The organism is Paracoccus sp. DMF-8 (assembly GCF_029309835.1).
Taxonomy (GTDB): Bacteria; Pseudomonadota; Alphaproteobacteria; order Rhodobacterales; family Rhodobacteraceae; genus Paracoccus.
This window is the reverse complement of record NZ_JARJHL010000017.1, coordinates 38,544-60,673: the sequence shown is the minus strand read 5'-3', so window position 1 is coordinate 60,673 and position 22,130 is coordinate 38,544. Positions and strand designations below refer to the sequence as shown.

The following is a 22,130-nucleotide window of genomic DNA, read 5'->3' as shown; positions in this document are numbered from 1 at the left end:
GCACTCTGGATCAATTATCCCCGGCCGTCGAAGCGGACAAAGTCCAGCACGCTGCCCTGACCCGGCCGGACATCCGCCCATTTGTCGGTCTGGAAGTCGATCACCAGCGTCGCGGCCGTCGGATAGCGGCGGAAATCGGGATCGACGGGCACGCGCGCGGGCAGCATCGCCGCGAATTCCGCAATGCCGGGATTATGGCCGATCATCAGCACCGTCGGCGCGGCGGCGGTCTGCAGGATCTGCAGCATCTTTTCGGGACTGGCGTGGTAAAGCCCCGCCTCGAAACGGATATTCGGGCGAACCTCCAGAATGGCCGAGGATACCCACTCCCAGGTTTCCCGCGTGCGCTGCGCGGTCGAACACAGCACCTCTTCGGGATCATAGCCCCGGCTGGCCAGCCAGTCGCCCAGCTCCAGCGCGGACCGCCTGCCGCGCGCATTCAGCGGGCGGTCGTGATCCGTCAATTCGGGATTGTCCCAGGACGATTTCGCGTGCCGCGTCAGGATGAGCCGGCGATATCCGGGTGAAGTCATGAGGTTCTACCTTGGCCGACCATGAGGGTGCAAAGCGCAGCCTGCCACAGCTTCCCGCCGGGCGGCAAGCATTGTCTGCCGGGAATTGGGGCGCAAATCAAAGCTCGCTTTCGCCCTGCCGCAGACCGCGCGGCCGCACGCGCGGTTTCGAGGCGCGGATCAGGCTGCCCGCGCCATGTTCCGTGAACAGTTCCAGCAGGCTGGCGTTCGGCACGCGGCCATCCAGAATGACCACGGCGCGCACACCGTCGCGCAGCGCCTTGAGCGCGGTTTCCGTCTTGGGGATCATGCCGCCCGCGATGGTGCCGTCCTCGATCATCTCGCGGACCTGATCGGGATGGATCTGGGTCAGGACCTCGCCATTGCTGTCCTTGACGCCCGCGACATCGGTCAGCAGCAGCAGGCGGTCGGCGCGCAGCGCGCCCGCGATTTCGCCCGCCGCCGTGTCGCCGTTGACGTTGAAGGTTTCGTTGTCGGCCATGCCGGTCGCGACCGGGGCGATGACCGGGATCAGGCCCGCGTTGTAAAGGTCGCGGATGATCTGGACGTTCATTTCGACGGGGCGGCCGACAAAGCCCAGTTCGGGGTCGTCCGCCTCGCAGACGATCAGGTCGTCGTCCTTGCCGGAAATGCCGACCGCGCGGCCGCCGGCGTCATTGATCGCCTGCACGATGCGCTTGTTCACCAGACCGGACAGCACCATTTCGACGACTTCGACGGTTTCCTTGGTGGTGACGCGCTTGCCGCGCACGAAACGCGATTCGATGCCCAGCTTGTCCAGCATTTCATTGATCATCGGGCCGCCGCCGTGGCAGACCACCGGATGGATGCCGACCTGTTTCATCAGCACGATATCGCGGGCGAATTCCGCCATCGCCTCGTCGTCGCCCATGGCATTGCCGCCGAATTTCACCACGACGACCGCGCCGGAATAGCGCTGCATATAGGGCAGGGCCTCGGACAGGGTGCGTGCGGTGGCGGTCCAGTCACGGTTCATATCTTGCTTTCTCATCCGATGGGCCCTTGTGCGTGGCGCAACAGGTCTTGTGCGTCGCGCGGCAGGTTAGGACGGGTGCGCCCCAAGGTCCAGACGTTGCAAATTCCGCGCGGATCTGTGCTGCCGGTCCCGACCAATTCAGTCCAGACCGGCGATGATCGCGCGCAGGGTCGCGATGCCCTTGCCCTTGTCGGACGAGGTCACGACCAGTTCGGGATAGGCGGCCGGGTGTTTCTGCAACGCTTCCTCGACCTGGGCGATGGTCGCGGTCAGCGCCTGCGGGCCGATCTTGTCGATCTTGGTCAGCACGACCTGAAAGGGGACGGCCGAACGGTCCAGCAGTTTCATGATCTCGTGATCGACATCCTTGACGCCGTGGCGCGCGTCGATCAGCGCAAAGGCGCGGCGCAGGGTCGGGCGACCGGCCAGATAGTTTTTCAGCAGCGCCTGCCATTTTGCGACCACAGCGACCGGCGCCTTGGCAAAGCCATAGCCGGGCAGGTCGACCAGATAGGCCTGTTGGCCAAGCGCGAAATAGTTGATTTCCTGCGTCCGCCCCGGCGTGTTCGAGGCCCGCGCCAGCCCGTTTCGCCCGGTCAGCGCATTGATCAGGCTGGATTTCCCGACATTCGAACGCCCGGCAAAGCAGACCTCGGGGCGGTCGGCAGGGAGCAGGCCGTCCATGGCAACGACGCGGCTGACGAAATCGACCGGGCCCGCGAACAGCTTGCGCGCGGCCTCGGCTGCTTCGGCTTCGGGTTCGGGGGCGAGGGGAAAGGAAACCTTCACGGCTGGTCCTGTATGTCGATGCGGTCGCCAGGGCGGATGGTGCCGCCGGTGACGACCTGTGCGTAGATGCCGAAATCGGAATGGCCGAAATGGCGTTTCAGGGCGGCGGGCATGTCGATGTCGATCAGCCCGGTTTCGGTATCGGCGCTGGTTGCCGGGCAGCGGCCGATGGGTTCGGCCACGCGCAGCTCGACCTGACCGATCTGCAGGATGCGGCCGATGAGGTCGCGTTCAAGCCTAGGGGGCCAGCCTTCGACCCAGAGGTTGCCGCGCCAGCGGCTGGTGCCGACCGGCTGGCCAAGGCGGCCTTCCAGATCGCGCAGCGTGCCAAGCGACAGGATCGACAGCCAGGGCTGGCTGACATCGGCAAAGGCGGCCGGTGCGCGGACCAGACGGGTCGGGATCGGAAACCCTTCGGGCCAGAGCGGGCGGATCCAGTCGATCAGCCGCGTGCCTTCGGTTTCCGGGTCGAAATCCAGCCCGGTCAGATCGGGATGGGTCAGGGCGATCCGGCCCTGATCGTTCCACCCGCCCTGAATGGCCTGAAGGCGCGAGGATTTCGCGCCTTGCAGGAAACAGCTTTTCGGCAGCCAGCGGGCGGGATGACGGCTGTCGCCGGCGTGGCGTTCGCCCCCCTGATGCAGCAGCGCCCACTGACGGTCCCCCTCGATCGCGCGCGACGGGTGCAGCACGGTTTCGCGCAGATCCTCGCCCCCGATCGCCTTGATCGGGTGGCGACGGATCAGCGCGACGGTCGCGGTCATTTCCCTTGCCTTTGGGGGGTGCCTTGGCCGCGGATTTCTGCGGCCGGATGCTGGATTTGATATTGCCGAACAGATCGGGCCGGTGGCCGTGCATCGACATGATCGTATATTGCTGAATGATGGTGATGACGTTGTTCGCGATCCAATACAGCACCAGACCCGAGGCAAAGCCGCCCAGCATCAGCATGAAGATCCACGGCATCCATGCAAAGATCACCTTTTGCGCGGGATCGGCGGGCGCCGGGTTCAGCTTTTGCTGCATCCACATCGAAATGCCCAGGATGATCGCGAGGATCGGCAGTGAAAACGAATGCAGCATCGTGCCTTGCGCGGGCGCGGCCCAGGGCAGGACGCCGAACAGGTTCCACAGGCTGGACGGATCGGGCGCGGACAGGTCGCGGATCCAGCCGACCCAAGGGGCGTGGCGCAGTTCGATGGTGACGAAGATCACCTTATACAGCGAAAAGAAGATCGGGATCTGCAGCAGCACCGGCAAACAGCCCGCTGCGGGGTTCACCTTTTCGCGCTTGTAAAGCTCCATCACCTCTTTTTGGTATTTCGTGCGGTCGTCGCCGGTGCGTTCCTTGATCGCCTCCATCTCGGGCTGCAGTTCCTTCATCTTGGCCATCGAGATGTAGGATTTGCGGGCCAGCGGAAAGACCAGGAATTTCAGCACGACGGTCAGCGCGATGATCGCCCAGCCCATGTTGCCGATCATCGCATGCAGCCAGTGCAGCAGGCGGAAAATCGGTTTGGTCAGGAAATAGAACCAGCCCCAGTCGATCGAATCCACGAAACGGTCGATGCCGGGGGTTTCCTGATAGTCGGTGATGGTTTCCCAGACCTTGGCGCCTGCAAACAGATAGGTGCTGGACGAGGTCGAGGCGCCGGGCGCAACCGTCTGCATCGGCAGGCGGGCTTCGGTCTGGTAGATGTCGGCGCCCGGCGCATAGCGCACCACCGCCGAAAAGGACTGGCCGGGCGCGGGCGCCAGCGTCGTCATCCAGTATTTGTCGGTAAAGCCGATCCAGCCGTTTTCGTCCACCTGAATGATTTCGGCGGGACCTTCGCCCGCGACCGGATCAAGATCGGCGATACCCTTGTATTTCATTTCCAGCAGCTTGCCGTCGGTCATGCCGACCGCGCCCTCGTGCAGGACGAAAAAATTCTGGGTGTCGGGGCGGCCGTGGCGGGCAAGGATGCCATAGGGCGCGGCGGAAAACGGCCTGTCGGCGGTGTTTTCCAGCGCCTGCGTCACGGTGAACAGGAATTTGTCGTCCAGCTCGAAGGTGCGGCGAAAGATCTGGCCCGCGCCATTGTCCCAACGCAGCGTCACCGGCTGGCCGGGGGCCAGCGTGCTGCCCGATTCCAGTTCCCACAGCGTCATCGGACCGGGAACCAGCGCCGGATCCGTTCCGGCGGCGGGTATCCAGCCATAGACCGCGTAATAGGGTTTGTTGACGGTGATCCCGGTATTGCCGCCGGGCGCGACGGCCGAGCCATCATTGCTCACCTGCGTGGACGAGGTCGGCGACAGCAGGCGGACATAGGGCGAATTTTCGTCCAGCGTCTCGCGGTAGCCCAGCAGTTCCAGATCGTCGACGCGGCCACCGGCCAGCGAGATCGAGCCTTTCAGCGAAGGCGTTTCGATCTGGACGCGGGCGGCGGTCTGCGTGGGATCGCCCGCCGCGGCGGGCGCCGCGTCGTCAAGGCTGGGCGCGGTCGTGCCCGCATTCGGCGCGGCCGGGGCTGCCGGATCGGCCTGTTGGCTTTCCGCAGTGGTCTGCGGCGCGGGCTGTGGGGTTTCGGGCTGGAAGAAGATCGTCCAGACGATCATGACCAGCGCCGATAGCACCATCGCCAGAATCAGGTTGCGGTTGTTGTCATTCATGCCGGGCGGGTCCTTCGTCGAGCATCTTCCGTCGCATTCCGGGCCGGTTCAACAGAAGCCCCGGCCAAAGGTCGAGGGAATTTGCCCCCGGCACCGTGCGAATTCCCGTGCGTTCGTCTGATGGGGTGGGCTGAACGGTGCGCGGAAAAACACCGGCGATCCGGTGCGGCGAGGATCTGCCGTGCGGCGGATCCGGCTGTGGCAGGAACGTGGCGTTCGGACAGATCGGGCCGGCTCCGCAGGCAATGTTGCGCGTGGCGGCAGGGATCGCCGCCGGAACAATGAGCCATCGGCGTTCCGGGGTGCGGGTGCGATGATGACGGGCATCTCTGCCTGACGAAGGCCCGTCACTGCCCGTCGCCCGGATGCTGTGCGCGTGAGCGCAGATGGTCACAGGATCGCGAGGGGGCATTGATCCGCGATCCCGTGAACGCCTTACCCGGCATGGCGCATCGGCAGGGAAACCGGCGCCGGACGTTGCGTCTCTGCCAGAAAGCGGGTCATTTCGCGCTGGCCGAGGGGCAGAGAAATCGCATCGCCATGCAGATGATCGACGCCGATCTGGGTCAGGAAAGAGCGTTCGGCGGCGGTGCGGACATCCAGCGCGACGGTGTGCAGACCGAAATGTTCGGCCAGCGCCAGAATGGCCAGGATCATGCGCTGCTGTTCGGGCTGGTGGTCGCATTGATCGGTGAAGGCGGGGCTGATCCGCACGGATCTGACCCGATATCTGCGCAGGTCATCGACGCGGGCGCTGCCCAGACCGAATTCGTCCAGCTCGAGCGGGCAGCCCGCGGCGGCAAGCCGTTCGGTATTGTGACGGGCATGGCCGTTGGCGGCGATCTGATCGGCACCGCGCGGGAAGGTGATGCAGATCCGCGCCGGGGCCATGTCCTGACGGTCGAGTTCCCACAGGATGATATCCGCAAGATCGGGGTGGTCGATCTGATCGTCGCCAAGACGCAGCGTCAGCGACTCGATCCCCGCTCCGGCGCCGTCCCAGCCCCGCAGGCTGTCGACGGCCATGCGGACCATGGCGCGGGTCAGTTCCGCCAGTTCGTCGGGGGACAGGCGGTGGACGAAGGATTGCGGCTCGATCTGGCCCAATTCGGGATGGCGCAGGATCGGTTCGACCTCTGCCCCGCGGATGATGCCGGTGTCGGCGCAGAGCCGGGGATGAAAGCGCAGATCCAGCCAGTCGGGCGAGAACAGCGGCGCCTGCGGCAGATGCGGCGCGACCAGTGCAGGCTCATAGCCCAGAATCGCGACAGGGCCACCGGCGCCCGGACCGGACCGGGCCAGCACATGGCTGCCGAAATCGAACAGCGCATCTTCGGCGGTATCGCCGGTCAGGTCGCGGATCACCACGCCCGTCAGGGCGGGCAAAAGGCGCTGGCCGGAAACGGTCACCCCCGCTTGCCCCAGGTCGCGGATGATATCGGCGCAGCGCAACAATTCGCGCGGGGACATCCGGGCCAGCATCACCCGGAATTCCCCGTGTCCCGCGATTCCGTGCCCCGCGATCCGGACGGGGTCGCGCGTATTCAGATCACGCGACAATTCGCGGGCGATGGTCGCCACAAGCTGCGCCATGACCGTCGGGCCAAGCGACAGCCGCAGCACATCAGGGTTTTCCAGCCGCAGCACCAGCGCCGCGCGACTGCGCCCCGAACGCATGCGGCGGCAGCGCCGCGACACCCTGTCACCAAGGGCAGAAAGAAGGCCAGAAGCTGCGAAGGGCATAAGCATTTCCGAATCATGTCACATCCCGGTCAGTCTGGCCCGGTTCTGGTGAGCGTTCGGTTAATGTTCGCGCAGTTTCGGGGGTGAAATTTCGCTAAAATGCGATCCATTCGGATCCAGGGCGGTGAAGTCGAACAGCGACGGGTCCGGCAGATGCGACGGGCGGACGTTCATCAGCGCGCGGAACATCACCTGCCGCCGCCCCGGACTGCGGCTTTCCCATTCGTCCAGCAGCTTTTTCACCTGCGCGCGTTGCAGGCCTTCCGGACTGCCGCAGAGATCGCAGGGGATCACCGGGTAATTCATGGCGCGGGTGAATTTCTCGCAATCGGATTCCGCCACGAAGGCAAGGGGGCGCAGGACGTTCAGGTCGCCTTCCTCGTTCAACAGCTTGGGCGGCATCGAGGCCAGCCTGCCGCCGTGGAACAGGTTCATGAAAAAGGTTTCCAGAATATCGTCGCGATGATGGCCCAGAACCACGGCGGAACAGCGCTCCTCGCGGGCGATGCGATACAGATTGCCGCGCCGCAGCCGCGAACACAGCGCGCAATAGGTGCGGCCCGCAGGCACCTTTTCCTTCACGATGGAATAGGTGTCCTGATATTCGATGCGATGGGCGACATGCCGGTCGGTCAGGAATTCGGGCAGGACCGTCGCCGGAAAACCGGGCTGGCCCTGATCCAGATTGCAGGCCAGAATCTCGACCGGCAAAAGCCCGCGCCACTGCAATTCATGCAGGATCGCCAGCATGGTATAGCTGTCCTTGCCGCCCGACAGGCAGACCAGCCAGCGGTCGCCGGGGCGGATCATGTCATAGGTGTCGATGGCCGAACGCACCTCGCGCACCAGCCGTTTGCGCAGCTTGCGGAAATCGGTGGACGAGGGCGCGCCGCGAAACAGCGGGTGGATCTCGCCGATATCATCGTCGTCGGCAGCAATCGGTTCGGGGGCGTTCATGGCGATACACTGGGCAAGGGCGACGAAGGTCACCGGATGTCATCGGGGTGCGGTTGGTCGGGGGCGTTCCGGGCGGCATCAAGGGCCTCGGGCGTGCCGGGGACGGGATCGTAGCCCTGACCGCCCCACGGATGGCAGCGACAGATGCGACGCAGCGTCAGCCAGCCGCCGCGACAGCCGCCGTGATGTTCCAGCGCCTGCAGCGCATAGGCCGAACAGGTCGGCTGAAAGCGGCAGCCGTGACCGACCCACGGGCTGGCGATCAGCCGATAGGCGCGAACGGGCAGGGCGAGGGCATGGGCCAGCGGGTTCATGCCGGGGCCTTTGCGCGGCGGTCCGGGCGCGGCTTTTGCGGCGCGTCGTGGATGCGGCCCAGTGCCTCGGTCAGATCGGCCAGCAGATCGGCGAAATCGCGGGCAATCGTCGCGCCGGGGCGTGCGACCAGCACATAATCCCAACCGGGGCGGGCCAGTTGCGGCACGACCTTGCGGGCGACCTCGCGCAGGCGACGCTTGGCGCGGTTGCGGGCAACCGCGTTGCCGATCTTTTTCGAACAGGTATAGCCGACACGCACCGGCCTTTCGGCGGGTTCATCCTCGCGCCGCTGCCGCGCCTGCAGCAGAAAGCCTGCCGTGCCATGCCTGCGGGCCTGCGCGGCGCGCAGGAAATCGGGACGGTTGCGCGAAATCGCGAAGCCCCCGGCAAAGGTTGCGGGGGCGGTGTCGATCTCAGGATCCGGGATGCAGGAAACCGCCCCTCCCGAACCCGTCGGCAGGACCTTGCGGTCAGCGTCGGGAGGCAGTGGCGGCATCGGCTTCGGCCTTTGCTGGTGGCCCATCTTGCGCCCGAAGGCGCCAGATCATGCCGACAGTTTCTTGCGGCCCTTGGCGCGGCGGGCGTTCAGCACGCGACGGCCACCCTTGGTCGCCATGCGCGCACGAAAGCCGTGGCGATGGGCGCGAACCAGGTTCGACGGCTGGAAAGTGCGTTTCGACATCGTTCTAACTCCGGGTCAAGGCGCGAGACGTATGGGACACCCACTAAAACACGCCGGTCTATTCGAGGCGTGTTGCATAATCTCCCCCCTTGCGCGAGTCAACCACCGAAGGGCGGGGAATTGCCCGGATTGCGGATATTTCGCATGTCGTGGCGATGCAGGGAACCCGATAATGCTCACAGTTGTTTGAACTGTGCGCGTCAAAGGCCTATGTCCTCGGACGACAGATGATGCATGGCTTGCGATGACGAAAGAGAAGACGAAAAGATGTCCCTGAATACGCTCTCGGGCCGCTTTGCGCTTCTGACCGGTATTTTCGTGCTTCTGGCCGAGGTGCTGATCGTCTTTCCGTCGATTTCCAACTACCGGCTGAACTTTCTGGAATCGCGGCTGGAACGGGCCCAGATCGCCAGCCTTGCCCTGCTGGCCACGGATGAGGCGATCGCCGCCGATCTGGAATCGGAACTGCTGGAAAACGCCGGTGTCTTCAACGTGGTCCTGCGCCGCAATGACGTGCGCCAGCTTGTCCTGTCCTCGCCGATTCCCGGCCCGATTGCCGAGACCTACGACCTGCGCGACCAGCCCTTCTGGACCGCGATCCGCGATGCGGTCGTGCAGATCGCAACCCCCGAAAACCGCGTCATCCGCATCATGGGCGAGCCGGTGAAACAGGCCGGGCAGTTGATCGAGATCACCACCGACACGGCGACGCTGCGTCAGGAAATGATCGACTTCGGCCTGCGTATGCTGCTGATTTCGGCGGCTTTCGCGGTCATCACGGCGGTTTTGCTGAACATCGTCGCGCAGCGCATGCTGCTGGTGCCGATCCGCCGCGTCATCAGCCACATGACCGCCTATGCCAACGCCCCCGAGGATGCCCGCGCCATCATCACCCCCACGGCCCGGCTCAGCGAGCTGAACGAGGCAGAGACCGCCATGGCCGCGATGCAAAAGACCGTGACCTCGGCCCTGAAACAGCAGGCGCGGCTGGCACAGCTTGGGCAGGCGGTGGCGCGCATCAGCCATGATCTGCGCAACATCCTGACCACCGCCCAGCTTTTCGCCGACCGTCTGGAAAGCAGCGCCGACCCCGCCGTGCGCCGCGCCGCGCCCAAGCTGGTGAACTCGATCACCCGCGCCATCAACCTGTGCGAAACCACGCTGGCATTCGGCAAGACCGAAGAACCCGCGCCGATCCTGTCGCGCTTCAACCTCGCGACGCTGGTGTCCGAGGTGACCGAGGCGGAATCGATGAACGCCGCGCTCTGCGACGGCAAGCCGCAGGTCGAATTCCTGGCCGATGTGCCGCAGGGCCTGATGATCCGCGCCGACCGCGACCAGCTTTACCGCGTGCTGACCAACCTGATCCGCAACGCGCGGCAGGCGATCGAGGGCACCGGCCGTCCCGGCACGATCGAGATCGGCGGCGGAGAGGACGAATCGAACTGGTGGATCCGCGTCGGCGACACCGGCCCCGGCCTGCCGCCCCGCGCCCGCGAATTCCTGTTCCAACCCTTCTCGGGCGGCTCGCGCAAGGGCGGCACGGGGCTGGGGCTGGCGATCTCGGCCGATCTGGTGCGCAACCATGGCGGCGCGCTGAAACTGCTGCGCAGCGATGAGGACGGCACCGAATTCCTGATGACGCTGCCCCGCGAACTGGTCGTTTTCCCGGGCCCGACCGTCCCCGCCTGAGCCTTGCAACATTTCTTTCACGCGGCGACGTTTTACCGCTTGCATCCCCCCCCCGCTATCTCTAGATAACCGCCTCACAGCGGACCCGTAGCTCAGCTGGATAGAGCACCAGACTACGAATCTGGGGGTCGGGCGTTCGAATCGCTCCGGGTCCGCCATTTATCCAGGCATATCATTGTTTTCATTCACTTTTCTGGAAGAGGTTGAGATTTACCCGCACAACAACCCCACATCCTGAAAATGATTGGATGGCATCGGATGCGACGAATCCGAACGCCCGACCGGAGCCGGGCGCGGTGATTTCAGGCGACCAGCGCGCGGGCTTCCGCCCACTCGCGCAGCTTGGACAGGTGCCATCTGCGAACATCAGGAAAATCCGACAACTCATCATACAGATAGTTGTCCTGCACCATGTAGCGCCAGAACGCAGCACAGCCCGCATGGGTCTGAATGATCTGTTCCTCAAGCCGGGCTTTGATCACATCGAGTTCCTTGTGGCGCGGCGTGTCGAAATTCCCGCCTCCGTCCTTGGCGCCCTCGGCATCCCATTCGGCATAGGCCGCGAGCTACGCATCGCAGAGCGCGATAATCGGATCATCCTGCGTTGCCAGTGCCGGGGTTGCGCAGCCAGCCAGAGCAACATGGGCGGTTCTCAGCAAGGGCGGCTGCGGCGTCCTGCTGTTCTTGCAGGTGATTTTCCAGCGCGCTCATGCCACGCCCTCCATGATCCGACCAACACGGCGTAGGGCGCTGCGGATGTAGCTGCGGCTTTCCCGATCGGCTTGGGAATAGCCAGAAGGCCGCTCAGAGGCGTCCAGGGCAAGCGTCAGGTAGTCGTGGATTTCGTGAAGGCTTGCGCGGTCGGGATGTTGGAGAGATCAAGGGCGGGGTTGGCTTGCATGGCCTGACGCTATCATCAGGCCCCAGCAAAAACACGTAAAACCAAATGGTTGATTCACTCTGCCGCAGCCGACGGGCAGACATCCAACGCCTTGACCTTGCGCCAGTCCAGCCCAGCAAACAGCGCCTCGAACTGCGTGTGGTTCTGGTCAAGCTTGCACGCGCCCAGAAGGGCACATCAGGAACAAAACTGTAAACGGCTGGGCCGTTCAGCAGCGAGAGGATGGCTAAGTGTTTGAAAATATTTGGAGGCGGGTACCGGAATCGAACCGGTCTTCACGGATTTGCAATCCGGTGCGTAACCTCTCCGCCAACCCGCCGGAGCCTCGTGCTTGCTATGGTTTTCGATGTTCGGGGTCAAGAGGGTTATCGCTCCTGTTATCACTTTGGTGTTCTGGCCCTGTGCCGCTCTTCGGTCAGAACCGATTGGCGCGGGCTTGTCTGGCCCGCATGATCTGCCGGGCTTTCCAAGGTCCATGGACCTTCACTTCGCGGCGATGATGGTGGCCACGAGGTGCCAGTTGGCGGTGTAACTGCATGCGGTCTTTTCGCAGCGCGTGGCGATGGCCCGGAACTTCTTGATCTTTGCAAGGAAGTTCTCGATCAGATGTCGCCACTTATAGGCATGCCGGTCGTAATCACGCTTGATCTTGCGGTTCGCTTTCGGCGGAATGACCGTGCTCGCGCCGCGCATGTCCAGCTCGGCAAGCAGCCAGTCGGCATCGAAGGCCTTGTCGGCCGGAAGTGCATCGAATGCCACGTCCTCGAGCAACGGTGCGACGAACGACGGGTCATGGCATTGCCGGTGGTGACGTTCTCGCTGACCGCATGTTCCATGAGGCCTTCGGGCGCAATGACACGCACCTTGCCGGACCGCGCGTCTTCGTCTGAAATCAGCCCCTTGTCATCGCTCGGCGCAACGCCGGTTGACCGGACTAAGGTCTACCGGCCGCCACAGGATGATGAAGATGATCCGTTCGCCTTTCTGGATGCGCCAGCGCAGTGAGCGTTATCGGGGGGGTATTCTGCATTCGCGGACGAGGCACAGACGGGGGGGGCAAAGGGGTTACCCCTTGGCCAGCGGAGCAATGGGGGTTTTGAAAGGGGGGCCTGCTCCCTTCACCGACGCCGCAATCCTGGTTGCGGCTAGTAGGTTAAACCGCAGGTGGCGAACATGGAACAATCCACCCACCCTGCGTCACCGGCAAGCAAGGCCAATCCCCGCGCCATCTCGATCCGGATCAAAAGCAATGGGCGCAGCCGGAAGACGGTGACCACCGACAGTGGCAAGGTGGTCCTGGACATTCCCCGCGACCGCAACGGCAGTTTCGATCCGCTGCTGATCGCCAGATATCAGCGCCGCTTTCCCGGGTTCGACCGCAAGATCGTCAGCATGTATGCCCGGGGGATGACGACCCGCGAGATCCAGGGTTACATAGAAGAAATCTACGGCATCGAGGCGTCGCCGGGCTTGATTTCGGCGATCACCGACGCGGTCATGGAGAAGGTCAGCAGCTGGCAGAACCGCCCGCTGGAGCCCTGCTGTCCGATCGTCTTCATGGACGCGATCGGGGTCAATATCCGGACCGACGGGGCCGTGTCGAACAAGGCGGTCTTCGTGGCTCTGGCAGTTTTGCCGGACGGCACGCGGGACGTTCTGGGCCTGTGGTTCCAGGCCAATGAGGGCGCGAAGTTCTGGGCCGGGGTTCTCGGCGACCTGCGCAACAGAGCTGTCCAGGACATTCTCATCGCCGTCGGGACGGGCTGAAGGGCTTCCCTCGGGCTATCCGGGGCGGCCTTTCCCCGGACGCGGATTCAGACCTGTATTGTTCACCTCCTGCGCCAGTCCATGAACTTCGCCAGTGACAAGGACCGCAAGGCCGTCGTCGCCGCACTCAAAGCGATCTGCACGGCGGTGGATGCCGACGCAGCCGAACTGGCCCTGGCAGAGTTCGGGGCCAGCGATCTGGCCAGGCGGTATCCGGCGATCGCACCCGACTGGCGCCGGGCCTGGAACGAAGCCATCCCGTTCCCCGACGACCCGCCTGAGGTGCGCAGGCTGATTTGCACCACGAATTCCATTGAGGCCTTGAACTTGAAAATCCGCCGCGCCGTCAGAGCCCGCGGCCACTTCCCAGGCGACGACGCAGCGGCGAAATTGATCTGGCTGGCGCTCAATGCGACATCGACCGAGTGGAAGATATCGGTGCGCGAATGGCACGCTGTCAGAAGCCAGATCGCCATCATCTTCGAAGAACGCTGCCCGATGGCCTGACAAATAGCGTCAGAACACAAAATATCGGACAGTCTCTGCTTCGCAGAGCCGATCAAGGCGATGATCGAGGAGAGCCCATCCTTCGGCTATCGGACCGTGGCCTTTCTGCTGGGCTTCAACAAGAACACCGTCCAAAGGATCTTCCAACTGAAGAATTGGCAGGTCCGCAAGCGCCCCGTCGGCATGCGTCCGAGGATCCAGGCGCTGCCTTCGGTGGCCACCGCGCCCAACGAACGCTGGTCCACGGACCTTTGCCGGATCTGGGCTGGCAGGGACGGCCGGACTTCGTTGGCGCTGGTGATTGATTGCCATAACCGTCCGGGGCTGGCAGCACAAAGAGCAGGTTGCCCGAGTCCGGATCGAGCCGCGCTGTTTTGGGCGCTTCGAGAGACGGGGCGGAAAAGAGCGCATCGCCATTGGCCCATGGCGGCGCGCCTTCGATATCTGCGATGGTTCAGGAAAACCTTTCCTGTCATAGGGTATCACGGCGGGTCTGAAGCTCCTGCTGTGATCTTGTTCGGTTCATTGATTTTTCTTCTGCGCTTGTCGGGTCGATGCCCATCGACAGTTCCCCCGCGTTTGCTGGAGGGGACGGGACCGGTAACCGTAGCGCCGGGTCGTTTCGCCGCTACGGTTTGGTCCACCTTGCCCCGCGGGCGCCGGGGTATCGGGACGATGGGGTCAGGCGCCGATCTCGATGCCGCGCTGGACGGCGGGGCGGGCGAGGAAGCGGTCCAGATAGGCCTGGACATTGGCGAAACCGTCCATGCCGGTTTCCTTTTCCGCGTCGTAGTTCACGCGGATCGTGCGCAGCCAGGGGCCGACGGCAATATCGGCGACGGAATATTCGCCGGTGATCCAGTCGCGGCCGTCAAGCTGGCGGTCCAGCACGCCCAGCAGGCGGCGGGCCTCGTTCAGGTAGCGGGTGCGGGGGCGGGGGTCTTCGATCTCGCTGCCCTTGTAGCGGTGGAAATAGCCGACCTGCCCGAACATCGGGCCGACACCGCCCATCTGCCACATCAGCCACTGGATCGCATGATAGCGTTCGGCCCCCGATCTCGGCAGGAACCTGCCGGTCTTGTCGCCCAGATAGATCAGGATCGCGCCGGTTTCCCACAGGCCCATCGGCTGCCCGCCCGGCCCGTCGGGGTCGATCATCGCCGGTATCTTGTTGTTCGGATTAAGGGAAAGGAACTCGGGCGTCATCTGGTCCTCGGGGTCCGAGATGCTGATCCGATGCGCCTCATAATCCAGCCCGCATTCCTCCAGCATGACCGAGGCCTTGATGCCGTTGGGGGTATTCAGCGTATAAAGCTGAATGACCTGCGGCCGGGCCGGGGGCCAGCGTTTCGTGATCGGGAAATCTGCGAGTGACGTCATGTCGAAAATCCTGATTATGATTGCGAAAACCCAAGTCTGTGATACCCGGATGTTACGGCAATCCATGCGAACAGGATAAAGAAGGTAGCCACATGATCAAAGAGTTCAAGGAATTCATTGCCCGCGGCAACGTCATCGACCTTGCCGTGGGTATCATCATCGGTGCTGCGTTCACGGCTATCGTGAACTCGCTGGTCACCGATCTGATCAACCCGATCATCGGCCTGCTGACCGGCGGAACCGATTTCAGCGGGCTGTATGTCGTGCTGAAAGGCAATGTGCCGGACGGAGCCAGCCTGCAGGTGGCGCGCGATACGGGTGCGGCGGTCTTTGCCTATGGTGCCTTCCTGTCGGCGGTCATCAACTTCCTGATCATTGCCTGGGCGGTGTTCCTGCTGGTCAAGGCGGTGAACCGCGTTCAAAGCTCCGTCTCCAGGAAAGAGGCCGAGCCCGAGGCAGCGCCCGCCGGCCCGACCCAGGAAGAGCTGCTGGCCCAGATCCGCGACGAGCTGCGCGCGCAACGCGCCTGATCGCGATCCCGCCGGAAACCATGGGGGCGTCCGTGGCTGCGGGCGCCCCTTTTTCATGGGTCAGCCTGCCAGAACCTCATCGGGGGTGATCGCGGCCAGCCCAAGCGCCTGACCCACCGGGGCCGAGGTCAGCCTGCCCCGCCATGTCGACAGACCCGCGCGCAGATGTGCGTCATCGCTGATCGCGCGGTGCCAGCCCTTGTCCGCCAGCGCCAGCAGATAGGGCAGGGTGGCATTGCCAAGCGCGCGGGTCGAGGTGCGGGCGACCGCGCCGGGCATGTTCGCGACGCAGTAATGGACGATGCCATCGACCTCGTAGATCGGGTTCTGATGGGTCGTCGCGCGCGAGGTTTCAAAGCAGCCGCCCTGATCAATCGCCACGTCCACCAGCACCGAACCGGGTTTCATCGACCCCAGTTGCGCGCGGCTGACCAGCTTGGGCGCCGCCGCGCCGGGGATCAGCACCGCCCCGATGACCAGATCGGCCGGGGGCAGCAGATCGGCCAGCGCCCCCGCCGTCGCGAATTGCGTATTCAGCCGCCCCATGAAGATATCGTCCAGATAGCTCAGGCGCGGCAGCGAGCGGTCCAGCACCGTGACATTCGCCCCCATGCCGACCGCGACCCGCGCCGCCGCCGCGCCGACGACGCCGCCGCCGATGATGACGACATTGCCCGGCCGCACCCCCGGCACGCCGCCCAGCAAGACGCCAGATCCGCCATTGGCCTTTTGCAGCGCCCATGATCCGACCTGCGGCGACAGCCGCCCCGCGACCTCGGACATCGGTGCCAGCAGGGGCAACCCGCCCCGGCCATCGGTGACGGTTTCATAGGCGATGGAAATCACCCCCGATTGCAGCAGGTCGCGGGTCTGGTCGGGATCGGGGGCCAGATGCAGATAGGCGAACAGCACCTGACCGTCGCGCAGCATGGCGCGCTCGGCGGGCTGCGGTTCCTTGACCTTGACGATCAGTTCCGCCTGATCATAGACCTGCGCCGCATCGCCCAGAACCTGCGCGCCTGCGGCCAGATATTCGTCATCGCCGAAACCCGCGCCGTCCCCCGCGCCGGTTTCGACCAGAACCTGATGGCCGTGCAGCACCGCCTCTCGTGCGGCATCCGGGGTCAGGCCGACGCGGAATTCCTGGGGCTTGATCTCTTTGGGGCAACCGATCTTCATCATCATTCTCCTCTTCCCTTCGCGGCAGTCTGATGCGGCGCGCGGGGATTGAAAAGATGGCGCGGCGGGGGATCCCGCGCTCTCGGCCAAAGGGATGGGGCGGGGCGAAAAGGCTGGCGTCGAAGAATGACGCGGGCTAGGGCCTATGCGCAGGAGGAAATCGGCTCATGATCCAACTTGACGCAACAGATCGGCGCATTCTGGCGGCCTTGCAGCGCGACGGGCGCATGACCAATGCCGATCTGGCCGACAAGGTGAACCTGTCGGCCAGCGCCTGCCACCGCCGCGTTCAGCGGCTGGAAGAGGAGGGCGTGATCCGGGGCTATGTCGCGCTGCTGGACCCGCGCAAGGTCGAACTGCCGACCACGGTTTTCGTCGAAATCACCCTGTCCGGTCAGGCGGATGAGCTGCTGGATGCGTTCGAGCGTGCCGTCCGCACCATCCCGAACGTGCTGGAATGCAACCTGATGGCGGGCTCGGCGGATTACCTGCTGAAGGTCGTGGCCCGCGACACCGATGATTTCGCCCGCATCCACCGCCAGAAGCTGGCAAAGCTTCCGGGGGTGGCGCAGATGCAATCGTCGTTTTCGCTGCGCTCGGTCGCCTTTACGACGGCCTTGCCCGCCTGAGAAACGCGGCTAGATATCGCCCGCGACGCGCAGCAGGATCTTGCCGATATGCTGGCTGCTTTCCATCCGGCGATGCGCATCGACGGCATCGGCCAGCGTGAATTCGCTGTCGATCAGCGGGCGCAGGCTGCCGTTTTCCACCATCGGCCAGACATGTTCGCAAAGTTCGGCGGCAATGCGGGCCTTGGCCAGGTCCGATTGCGCGCGCAGCGTCGATCCGGTGACGGTCAGGCGCTTCATCATGATCTGGGCAAAGTTGATTTCCGCCTTGGGACCGGCCAGAAAGGCGATCATCACCAGCCGCGCCTCATCGGCCATGGCCCGGATATTGCGGGCGATGTAATCGCCGCCGACCATGTCCAGGATCAGGTTGGCGCCGCCCGCCTTGCGCAGCACCTCGACGAAATCCTGTTCGCGGTAATTGATCGGAATGGCCCCCAGCTTTTCGCAGGCGGCGCATTTGTCGTCCGAGCCCGCCGTGGTCCAGACCTGCGCGCCAAGCGCGCGGGCGATCTGGATCGCCGTCGTGCCGATGCCCGATGATCCGCCATGGACCAGAAAGCGTTCGCCCGCCTGCAACCCGCCGCGCATGACGATGTTCGACCAGACGGTAAAGACGGTTTCGGGCAGGGCCGCGGCCTCGCGCAGCGTGATCCCGGCGGGAATCGGCAGCGCGTGTTCGGCGGGGCAGGCAACGAATTCGGCATAGCCGCCGCCGGGCAGCAGGGCGCAGACCCGGTCGCCTTCCTTCCAGCGCGTGACGCCCGCGCCGATGCCGACGACGACGCCCGAACATTCCAGCCCCGGCAGGTCCGAGGCACCGGGCGGCGGCGCATAGGACCCGGCGCGTTGCAGCACATCGGGGCGGTTCACCCCCGCCCATGCGACCTGAATGACGATCTGGCCATGGCCCGGAATGGGATGGGGGCGGCGCGTCAGTTTCAGGACCTCGGCCGGGCCCGGCGTGGCGATTTCAATGGCTTTCATGTGATCTCAGGTCCTGTTTCCATTCTTGGCCGAACTGTCGCGCCCACCCGGCAGATCGCCGCGCGGCGACCAGCGGGGCGCGACATGTCCGGGCAGGTTACGGCTGCCGGGCTTGCGAATCCAGCCCGTCGCCAGATTCAGCGCCGCCCCCGCGCCGGGCAGTTTCCGCGCAAATGCCTTGAGCTTTTCGAACCGCATCACCCCGTCCAGCCTGCGGTCCAGAAAGCGGCGGGTGTCGTGCATGTCTTCGGGATCATCGCCCAGCCAGAACAGCACGGTCGCGCCGTGAACCGCGCTCAGCGTGGCGCGTTTGGAATACCAGTTCACGTCCTCGGACGTGTCGCCAAGCCCGCTCCAGATCACATCGGCGGTTTCCCACAGCAGTTTCGCGCCAAGGGCGGCATGTTGCGGCAGCGCCAGCACCGCCGCGCCCGCCCTGACCAACTCGCGATCCGCCGTTTCCAGCCGGTGCAGCACTGCCTGGGCAATGCGGTCGCGGAAACCGCCCTGCGGCGGGCTGTCGCGCAGCCAGTCGGCCAGCGCGGCATCGCCCCGGCGGTGATAGGCGGCGGCCAGATCGGCGCCGCCCTGCGGCAGCAGCACCTGCACCAGCCGCGCATCCATGCCCAGATCCTGCACGCCCGCGCGGATCGCGGCATCGTTCATGCCTTCGAATGTGACATGGGCCAGCGCCGCGTCGATCAGCCTGTCGCGTTCCGTGTCAATGCTCATCTGCCGGTTCCCCGCAAAATTCTGGACAAAGCCGATTCGCGCTGATAGAAGCGCGCGACCTGCAATTCTGCTCAACTCTAACCTAGGAAGGTGGTGACAACCACATGCAGGTAAGTGTTCGCGACAACAACGTCGAACAGGCACTTCGCGCCCTGAAGAAAAAACTTCAGCGCGAGGGGGTTTTTCGTGAAATGAAGCTCAAGCAGCATTTCGAAAAGCCGTCGGTCAAGAAAGCCCGTGAAAAGGCAGAGGCCGTGCGCCGCGCCCGCAAGCTGGCGCGCAAAAAAGCGCAACGCGAAGGCGCGCTGTAAGTCGTCCGTCTGCCGGATGGCAGCCTTTGGACCAACCCCCGGCGCAAGTCGGGGGTTTTTATTTGGGCGATGCGCCCGGAAAACGACCCATGAAGAAGGCCGGGCGTGATGCCCGGCCTTTCTTGTGTGTGGTCCCGGTCAGACCTCGGGGACCAGAACCTCGCGTTTGCCGACGTGGTTGGCGGAACTGACAACGCCCTGTTCCTCCATCTGTTCGACCAGACGCGCGGCCTTGTTATAGCCGATGGCCAGTTTGCGCTGGATATAGCTGGTCGAGCATTTGCGGTCCTTGGCGACGATGGCCACGGCCAGATCATAGAGTTCCGCATCGCCGCCATCGCCGCTGCCCAGACCCAGAACCATGTCGATATTGTCGGCGCGGTCTTCGTCCGGGCCTTCGACGACGCCCGACATATAGCTGGGCGGGCCAAAGGATTTCAGGTGGCGGACGATTTCCTCGACCTCTTCATCGCTGACGAAGGGACCGTGAACGCGGGTGATTTTCGATCCGCCCGCCATATACAGCATGTCGCCCTGACCCAGAAGCTGCTCGGCGCCCTGTTCGCCCAGAATGGTGCGGCTGTCGATTTTCGAGGTCACCTGAAAGCTGATCCGGGTCGGGAAGTTCGCCTTGATCGTGCCGGTGATGACATCGACCGAAGGCCGCTGCGTCGCCATGATCAGGTGGATGCCGGATGCCCGCGCCATCTGTGCCAGACGCTGGATGCAGGCCTCGATTTCCTTGCCCGCGACCATCATCAGGTCGGCCATTTCGTCGACGATGACGACGATATAGGGGAAGGCCTCGGGCTTGAATTCATCGGTTTCAAAGACCGGCTCGCCCGTGTCCTCGTCAAATCCGGTCTGGACGGTGCGCTTGAACATCTCGCCCTTGTCCAGCGCCTCGCGGACGCGGCCGTTGTAGCCTTCGATGTTGCGCACGCCCATCTTGGACATCTTGCGATAGCGTTCCTCCATCTCGCCGACGACCCATTTCAGGGCGACGACCGCCTTTTTCGGGTCGGTGACGACGGGGGACAGCAGATGCGGGATGCCGTCATAGACCGACAGTTCCAGCATCTTGGGGTCGATCATGATCAGCCGGCATTCCTCGGGCGTCAGCTTGTAAAGCAGCGACAGGATCATGGTGTTGATCGCGACCGATTTCCCCGAACCCGTGGTTCCCGCGATCAGCAGGTGGGGCATTTTCGCAAGGTTCGCGACGACCGGGCCGCCGCCGATATCCTTGCCCAAGGCCAAGGGCAGCGGGTAAGTGCCGTCGCCGTAAGCCTTGGCCGACAGGATTTCGCGCAAGACGACCTTTTCGCGCCGGGCGTTGGGCAGTTCGATCCCGATCACGGTGCGGCCCGGCACGGTCGAAACCCGCGCCGACAGCGCCGACATCGACCGCGCGATGTCATCGGCCAGACCCATGACCCGGCTGGCCTTCAGCCCCGGCGCGGGTTCCAGCTCATACAGGGTGACGACGGGGCCGGGGCGGACCTCGGTGATCTGGCCCTTGACGCCGTAATCGTCCAGCACCGCTTCCAGCATGCGGGCGTTTTCCATCAGCGCCTCTTGCGACAACTGCTGGCGTGCGACGGTCGCGGGCGATTCCAGCAAGGACAGCGGCGGGCATTCGTAATGCGCCGAATCGTCGTCGAACCGCAGGCTGGGCTGCGCCTCGGCGCGGGCCTGCCGCGAGGGGGCCAGGGCCTTGGCCGGGGGCACGACATGGCGCGCGGTTTCGGCGCCGAAGGGGGCGATATCGGGCTGGATCTCGTCTTCCTCGGGGTCGAAATCATCCGCGTCATGGGCGCTCAGCGGCGGCTCGGCGCGGGGCAGGGCAGGGGTGCTTTTGCCGGTCAGCCGGGCGGTGACGGCGGACAGCAGGCCCTTGCCCTCGGTCCGGTCGCGGATCGCATCGGTGATGCGGGCGCTGATCTGCGCGCGCGAGGGGGCCTCTGGCTCGTCGTCGTAATGGGTTTCGGGATCGACCAGTTCCGGCTCGATCCCATTGCCGTCGTCGTCATAGGCCTGCGGCGCGGCCTGACGCTGGCCGAAGCGCGGCAGCCTGCTGCGCGCGCCATCATCATCGGCGAAATCATCGACATGGGGCGAACCCGCCACGGCGCTGCGCTGACGGCGCGAGGCCTGACGCGCGCGGATGTTTCCGGCGGCGCGGGTGGTCAGCAGCGCGCTGCGCCCGGCGAGTTGCAGGGCGATGACGCGCGCCGTGTGCAGCCCGTTGCGCAGATAGCCCAGCACCGCGTCGATTTCCGGGCGGCTGAAGCCCAGCACAAAGGCCAGCAGCGCGACCGACCCAACCGCCACCAGCAGCGCGACCAGCTTGATCGCGATCGAGGCTTTCAGCGGCATGGCCGACAGCACCGCGCCCATCAGCATGTCGCCCAGATGCCCGCCCAGGCCAAAGCTTTGCGTCCAGTCGGCAGGCGGCGCCATCGAGGTCGCGTAGATCGACACCAGCACCATCGCCAGCGGCAGGAAAATCCCGCGCATGATGCGCTCTTCGCCCCGGTGCAGCATCAGCCGCAGCCCCCAGACAATCGCGCCAAGCGACAGCACATAGGACCCGTAGCCCGCGATCATGAACAGCGCCGAGGCCAGATAGGCCCCGAACCGCCCCAGCAGGTTGGTTGCGGGCTGGTCGGTGGCCGACATGATCGAAGGGTCGTCGGGCGAATAGCTGCCCAGCATCATCGCGATCAGCACGCCGATGATGACAAGCGCCGCCCCGGCCAGTTCCTTGCCGCGCCGTTCCAGTGCCGCCTGCGTGGACTGATCGAACAACGGGTCACGGTGTTTCGCCTGCCAGCTCGCCAT

General features: G+C 64.6%; 21 protein-coding genes, 2 tRNA genes and 2 pseudogenes. 7 read left to right on the top strand and 18 right to left on the bottom strand.

Annotated elements, in window-relative coordinates; genetic code table 11:
* Positions 1-14 precede the first annotated feature (14 nt).
* From PE067_RS18225 to rpmH, 10 genes and pseudogenes are all read right to left on the bottom strand, one after another.
* Positions 15-533, bottom strand: coding sequence for a histidine phosphatase family protein (locus PE067_RS18225; RefSeq protein WP_276191120.1), 519 nt, complete (start codon positions 531-533; stop codon positions 15-17).
* Between the two features lie 97 nt (positions 534-630).
* On the bottom strand, positions 631-1,530 hold the full coding sequence (gene argB, locus PE067_RS18220; protein WP_276191596.1) for an acetylglutamate kinase: 900 nt from the start codon (positions 1,528-1,530) through the stop codon (positions 631-633).
* Between the two features lie 138 nt (positions 1,531-1,668).
* Positions 1,669-2,319, bottom strand: coding sequence for a ribosome biogenesis GTP-binding protein YihA/YsxC (gene yihA / locus PE067_RS18215; protein ID WP_276191118.1), 651 nt, complete (start codon positions 2,317-2,319; stop codon positions 1,669-1,671).
* Positions 2,316-3,083, bottom strand: a complete 768-nt coding sequence (locus PE067_RS18210; RefSeq protein WP_276191116.1) for an MOSC domain-containing protein — start codon at positions 3,081-3,083, stop codon at positions 2,316-2,318. The genes yihA and PE067_RS18210 overlap by 4 nt, the downstream gene beginning before the upstream one ends.
* A 31-nt stretch (positions 3,084-3,114) precedes the next feature.
* Positions 3,115-4,974: pseudogene (gene yidC, locus PE067_RS18205) on the bottom strand (membrane protein insertase YidC); the annotation flags it as partial.
* A 435-nt stretch (positions 4,975-5,409) separates the two neighbouring features.
* The gene (locus PE067_RS18200) at positions 5,410-6,723 is read right to left on the bottom strand and encodes an EAL domain-containing protein (protein WP_276191115.1); all 1,314 of its coding nucleotides are present in this window, start codon (positions 6,721-6,723) and stop codon (positions 5,410-5,412) included.
* Positions 6,724-6,777: 54 nt separating this feature from the next.
* Complete coding sequence (gene ttcA / locus PE067_RS18195; protein WP_276191595.1) at positions 6,778-7,674, bottom strand: tRNA 2-thiocytidine(32) synthetase TtcA; 897 nt, start codon at positions 7,672-7,674, stop codon at positions 6,778-6,780.
* Between the two features lie 29 nt (positions 7,675-7,703).
* Positions 7,704-7,988, bottom strand: a complete 285-nt coding sequence (gene yidD / locus PE067_RS18190; protein ID WP_276191114.1) for a membrane protein insertion efficiency factor YidD — start codon at positions 7,986-7,988, stop codon at positions 7,704-7,706.
* A complete protein-coding gene (gene rnpA, locus PE067_RS18185) occupies positions 7,985-8,485 on the bottom strand; it encodes a ribonuclease P protein component (RefSeq protein ID WP_276191113.1) in 501 nt (166 codons plus the stop codon). Before rnpA ends, yidD begins: the two co-directional genes overlap by 4 nt.
* A 48-nt stretch (positions 8,486-8,533) precedes the next feature.
* A complete protein-coding gene (gene rpmH / locus PE067_RS18180) occupies positions 8,534-8,671 on the bottom strand; it encodes a 50S ribosomal protein L34 (RefSeq protein ID WP_276191112.1) in 138 nt (45 codons plus the stop codon).
* Between the two features lie 267 nt (positions 8,672-8,938).
* On the opposite strand from rpmH, the gene PE067_RS18175 reads away from it, so the two are divergent.
* Both PE067_RS18175 and PE067_RS18170 read left to right on the top strand, forming a co-directional pair.
* Positions 8,939-10,363, top strand: coding sequence for a HAMP domain-containing sensor histidine kinase (locus PE067_RS18175; RefSeq protein ID WP_276191111.1), 1,425 nt, complete (start codon positions 8,939-8,941; stop codon positions 10,361-10,363).
* A gap of 81 nt (positions 10,364-10,444) precedes the next feature.
* Positions 10,445-10,521 (top strand) — tRNA-Arg (locus tag PE067_RS18170).
* Positions 10,522-10,665: 144 nt separating this feature from the next.
* Here the strand turns inward: PE067_RS18170 and PE067_RS18165 are convergent.
* The 3 genes from PE067_RS18165 to PE067_RS18155 form a co-directional block, all read right to left on the bottom strand.
* Positions 10,666-10,845, bottom strand: coding sequence for a hypothetical protein (locus PE067_RS18165; RefSeq protein ID WP_276191110.1), 180 nt, complete (start codon positions 10,843-10,845; stop codon positions 10,666-10,668).
* 664 nt (positions 10,846-11,509) lie between these two features.
* Positions 11,510-11,583: transfer RNA gene (locus PE067_RS18160), tRNA-Cys, on the bottom strand.
* Positions 11,584-11,747: 164 nt separating this feature from the next.
* Complete coding sequence (locus PE067_RS18155; RefSeq protein WP_276191109.1) at positions 11,748-12,023, bottom strand: transposase; 276 nt, start codon at positions 12,021-12,023, stop codon at positions 11,748-11,750.
* A 33-nt stretch (positions 12,024-12,056) separates the two neighbouring features.
* On the opposite strand from PE067_RS18155, the gene PE067_RS18150 reads away from it, so the two are divergent.
* Positions 12,057-12,269, top strand: a complete 213-nt coding sequence (locus tag PE067_RS18150) for a hypothetical protein (protein ID WP_276191108.1) — start codon at positions 12,057-12,059, stop codon at positions 12,267-12,269.
* Positions 12,270-12,512: 243 nt separating this feature from the next.
* Positions 12,513-13,538: pseudogene (locus PE067_RS18145) on the top strand (IS256 family transposase); the annotation flags it as partial.
* 681 nt (positions 13,539-14,219) lie between these two features.
* On the opposite strand, the gene PE067_RS18140 reads toward PE067_RS18145, so the two are convergent.
* A complete protein-coding gene (locus PE067_RS18140; protein WP_276191107.1) occupies positions 14,220-14,918 on the bottom strand; it encodes a glutathione S-transferase C-terminal domain-containing protein in 699 nt (232 codons plus the stop codon).
* A gap of 92 nt (positions 14,919-15,010) precedes the next feature.
* On the opposite strand from PE067_RS18140, the gene mscL reads away from it, so the two are divergent.
* A complete protein-coding gene (gene mscL / locus PE067_RS18135) occupies positions 15,011-15,448 on the top strand; it encodes a large conductance mechanosensitive channel protein MscL (protein WP_276191106.1) in 438 nt (145 codons plus the stop codon).
* A 60-nt stretch (positions 15,449-15,508) separates the two neighbouring features.
* Here mscL and ald read toward each other — a convergent pair whose 3' ends face one another.
* Entirely contained in the window at positions 15,509-16,627 is a 1,119-nt protein-coding gene (gene ald / locus PE067_RS18130; RefSeq protein ID WP_276191593.1) for an alanine dehydrogenase, read from the bottom strand.
* Positions 16,628-16,797: 170 nt separating this feature from the next.
* Here ald and PE067_RS18125 point away from each other — a divergent pair, with 170 nt between their 5' ends.
* The gene (locus PE067_RS18125; RefSeq protein WP_276191592.1) at positions 16,798-17,256 is read left to right on the top strand and encodes an Lrp/AsnC family transcriptional regulator; all 459 of its coding nucleotides are present in this window, start codon (positions 16,798-16,800) and stop codon (positions 17,254-17,256) included.
* 9 nt (positions 17,257-17,265) lie between these two features.
* Here PE067_RS18125 and PE067_RS18120 read toward each other — a convergent pair whose 3' ends face one another.
* Together PE067_RS18120 and PE067_RS18115 are read right to left on the bottom strand one after the other, a co-directional pair.
* Entirely contained in the window at positions 17,266-18,243 is a 978-nt protein-coding gene (locus PE067_RS18120) for an NAD(P)H-quinone oxidoreductase (protein WP_276191105.1), read from the bottom strand.
* A gap of 6 nt (positions 18,244-18,249) precedes the next feature.
* Positions 18,250-18,975: a COQ9 family protein gene (locus PE067_RS18115; RefSeq protein WP_346429728.1), complete on the bottom strand. Its 726-nt coding sequence runs from the start codon at positions 18,973-18,975 to the stop codon at positions 18,250-18,252.
* A gap of 104 nt (positions 18,976-19,079) precedes the next feature.
* On the opposite strand from PE067_RS18115, the gene rpsU reads away from it, so the two are divergent.
* Positions 19,080-19,286 (top strand): 30S ribosomal protein S21, encoded by a 207-nt coding sequence (gene rpsU / locus PE067_RS18110; RefSeq protein ID WP_011748553.1) that lies wholly within the window; start codon positions 19,080-19,082, stop codon positions 19,284-19,286.
* 138 nt (positions 19,287-19,424) lie between these two features.
* Here rpsU and PE067_RS18105 read toward each other — a convergent pair whose 3' ends face one another.
* Positions 19,425-22,130, bottom strand: a complete 2,706-nt coding sequence (locus PE067_RS18105) for a DNA translocase FtsK (RefSeq protein ID WP_276191102.1) — start codon at positions 22,128-22,130, stop codon at positions 19,425-19,427.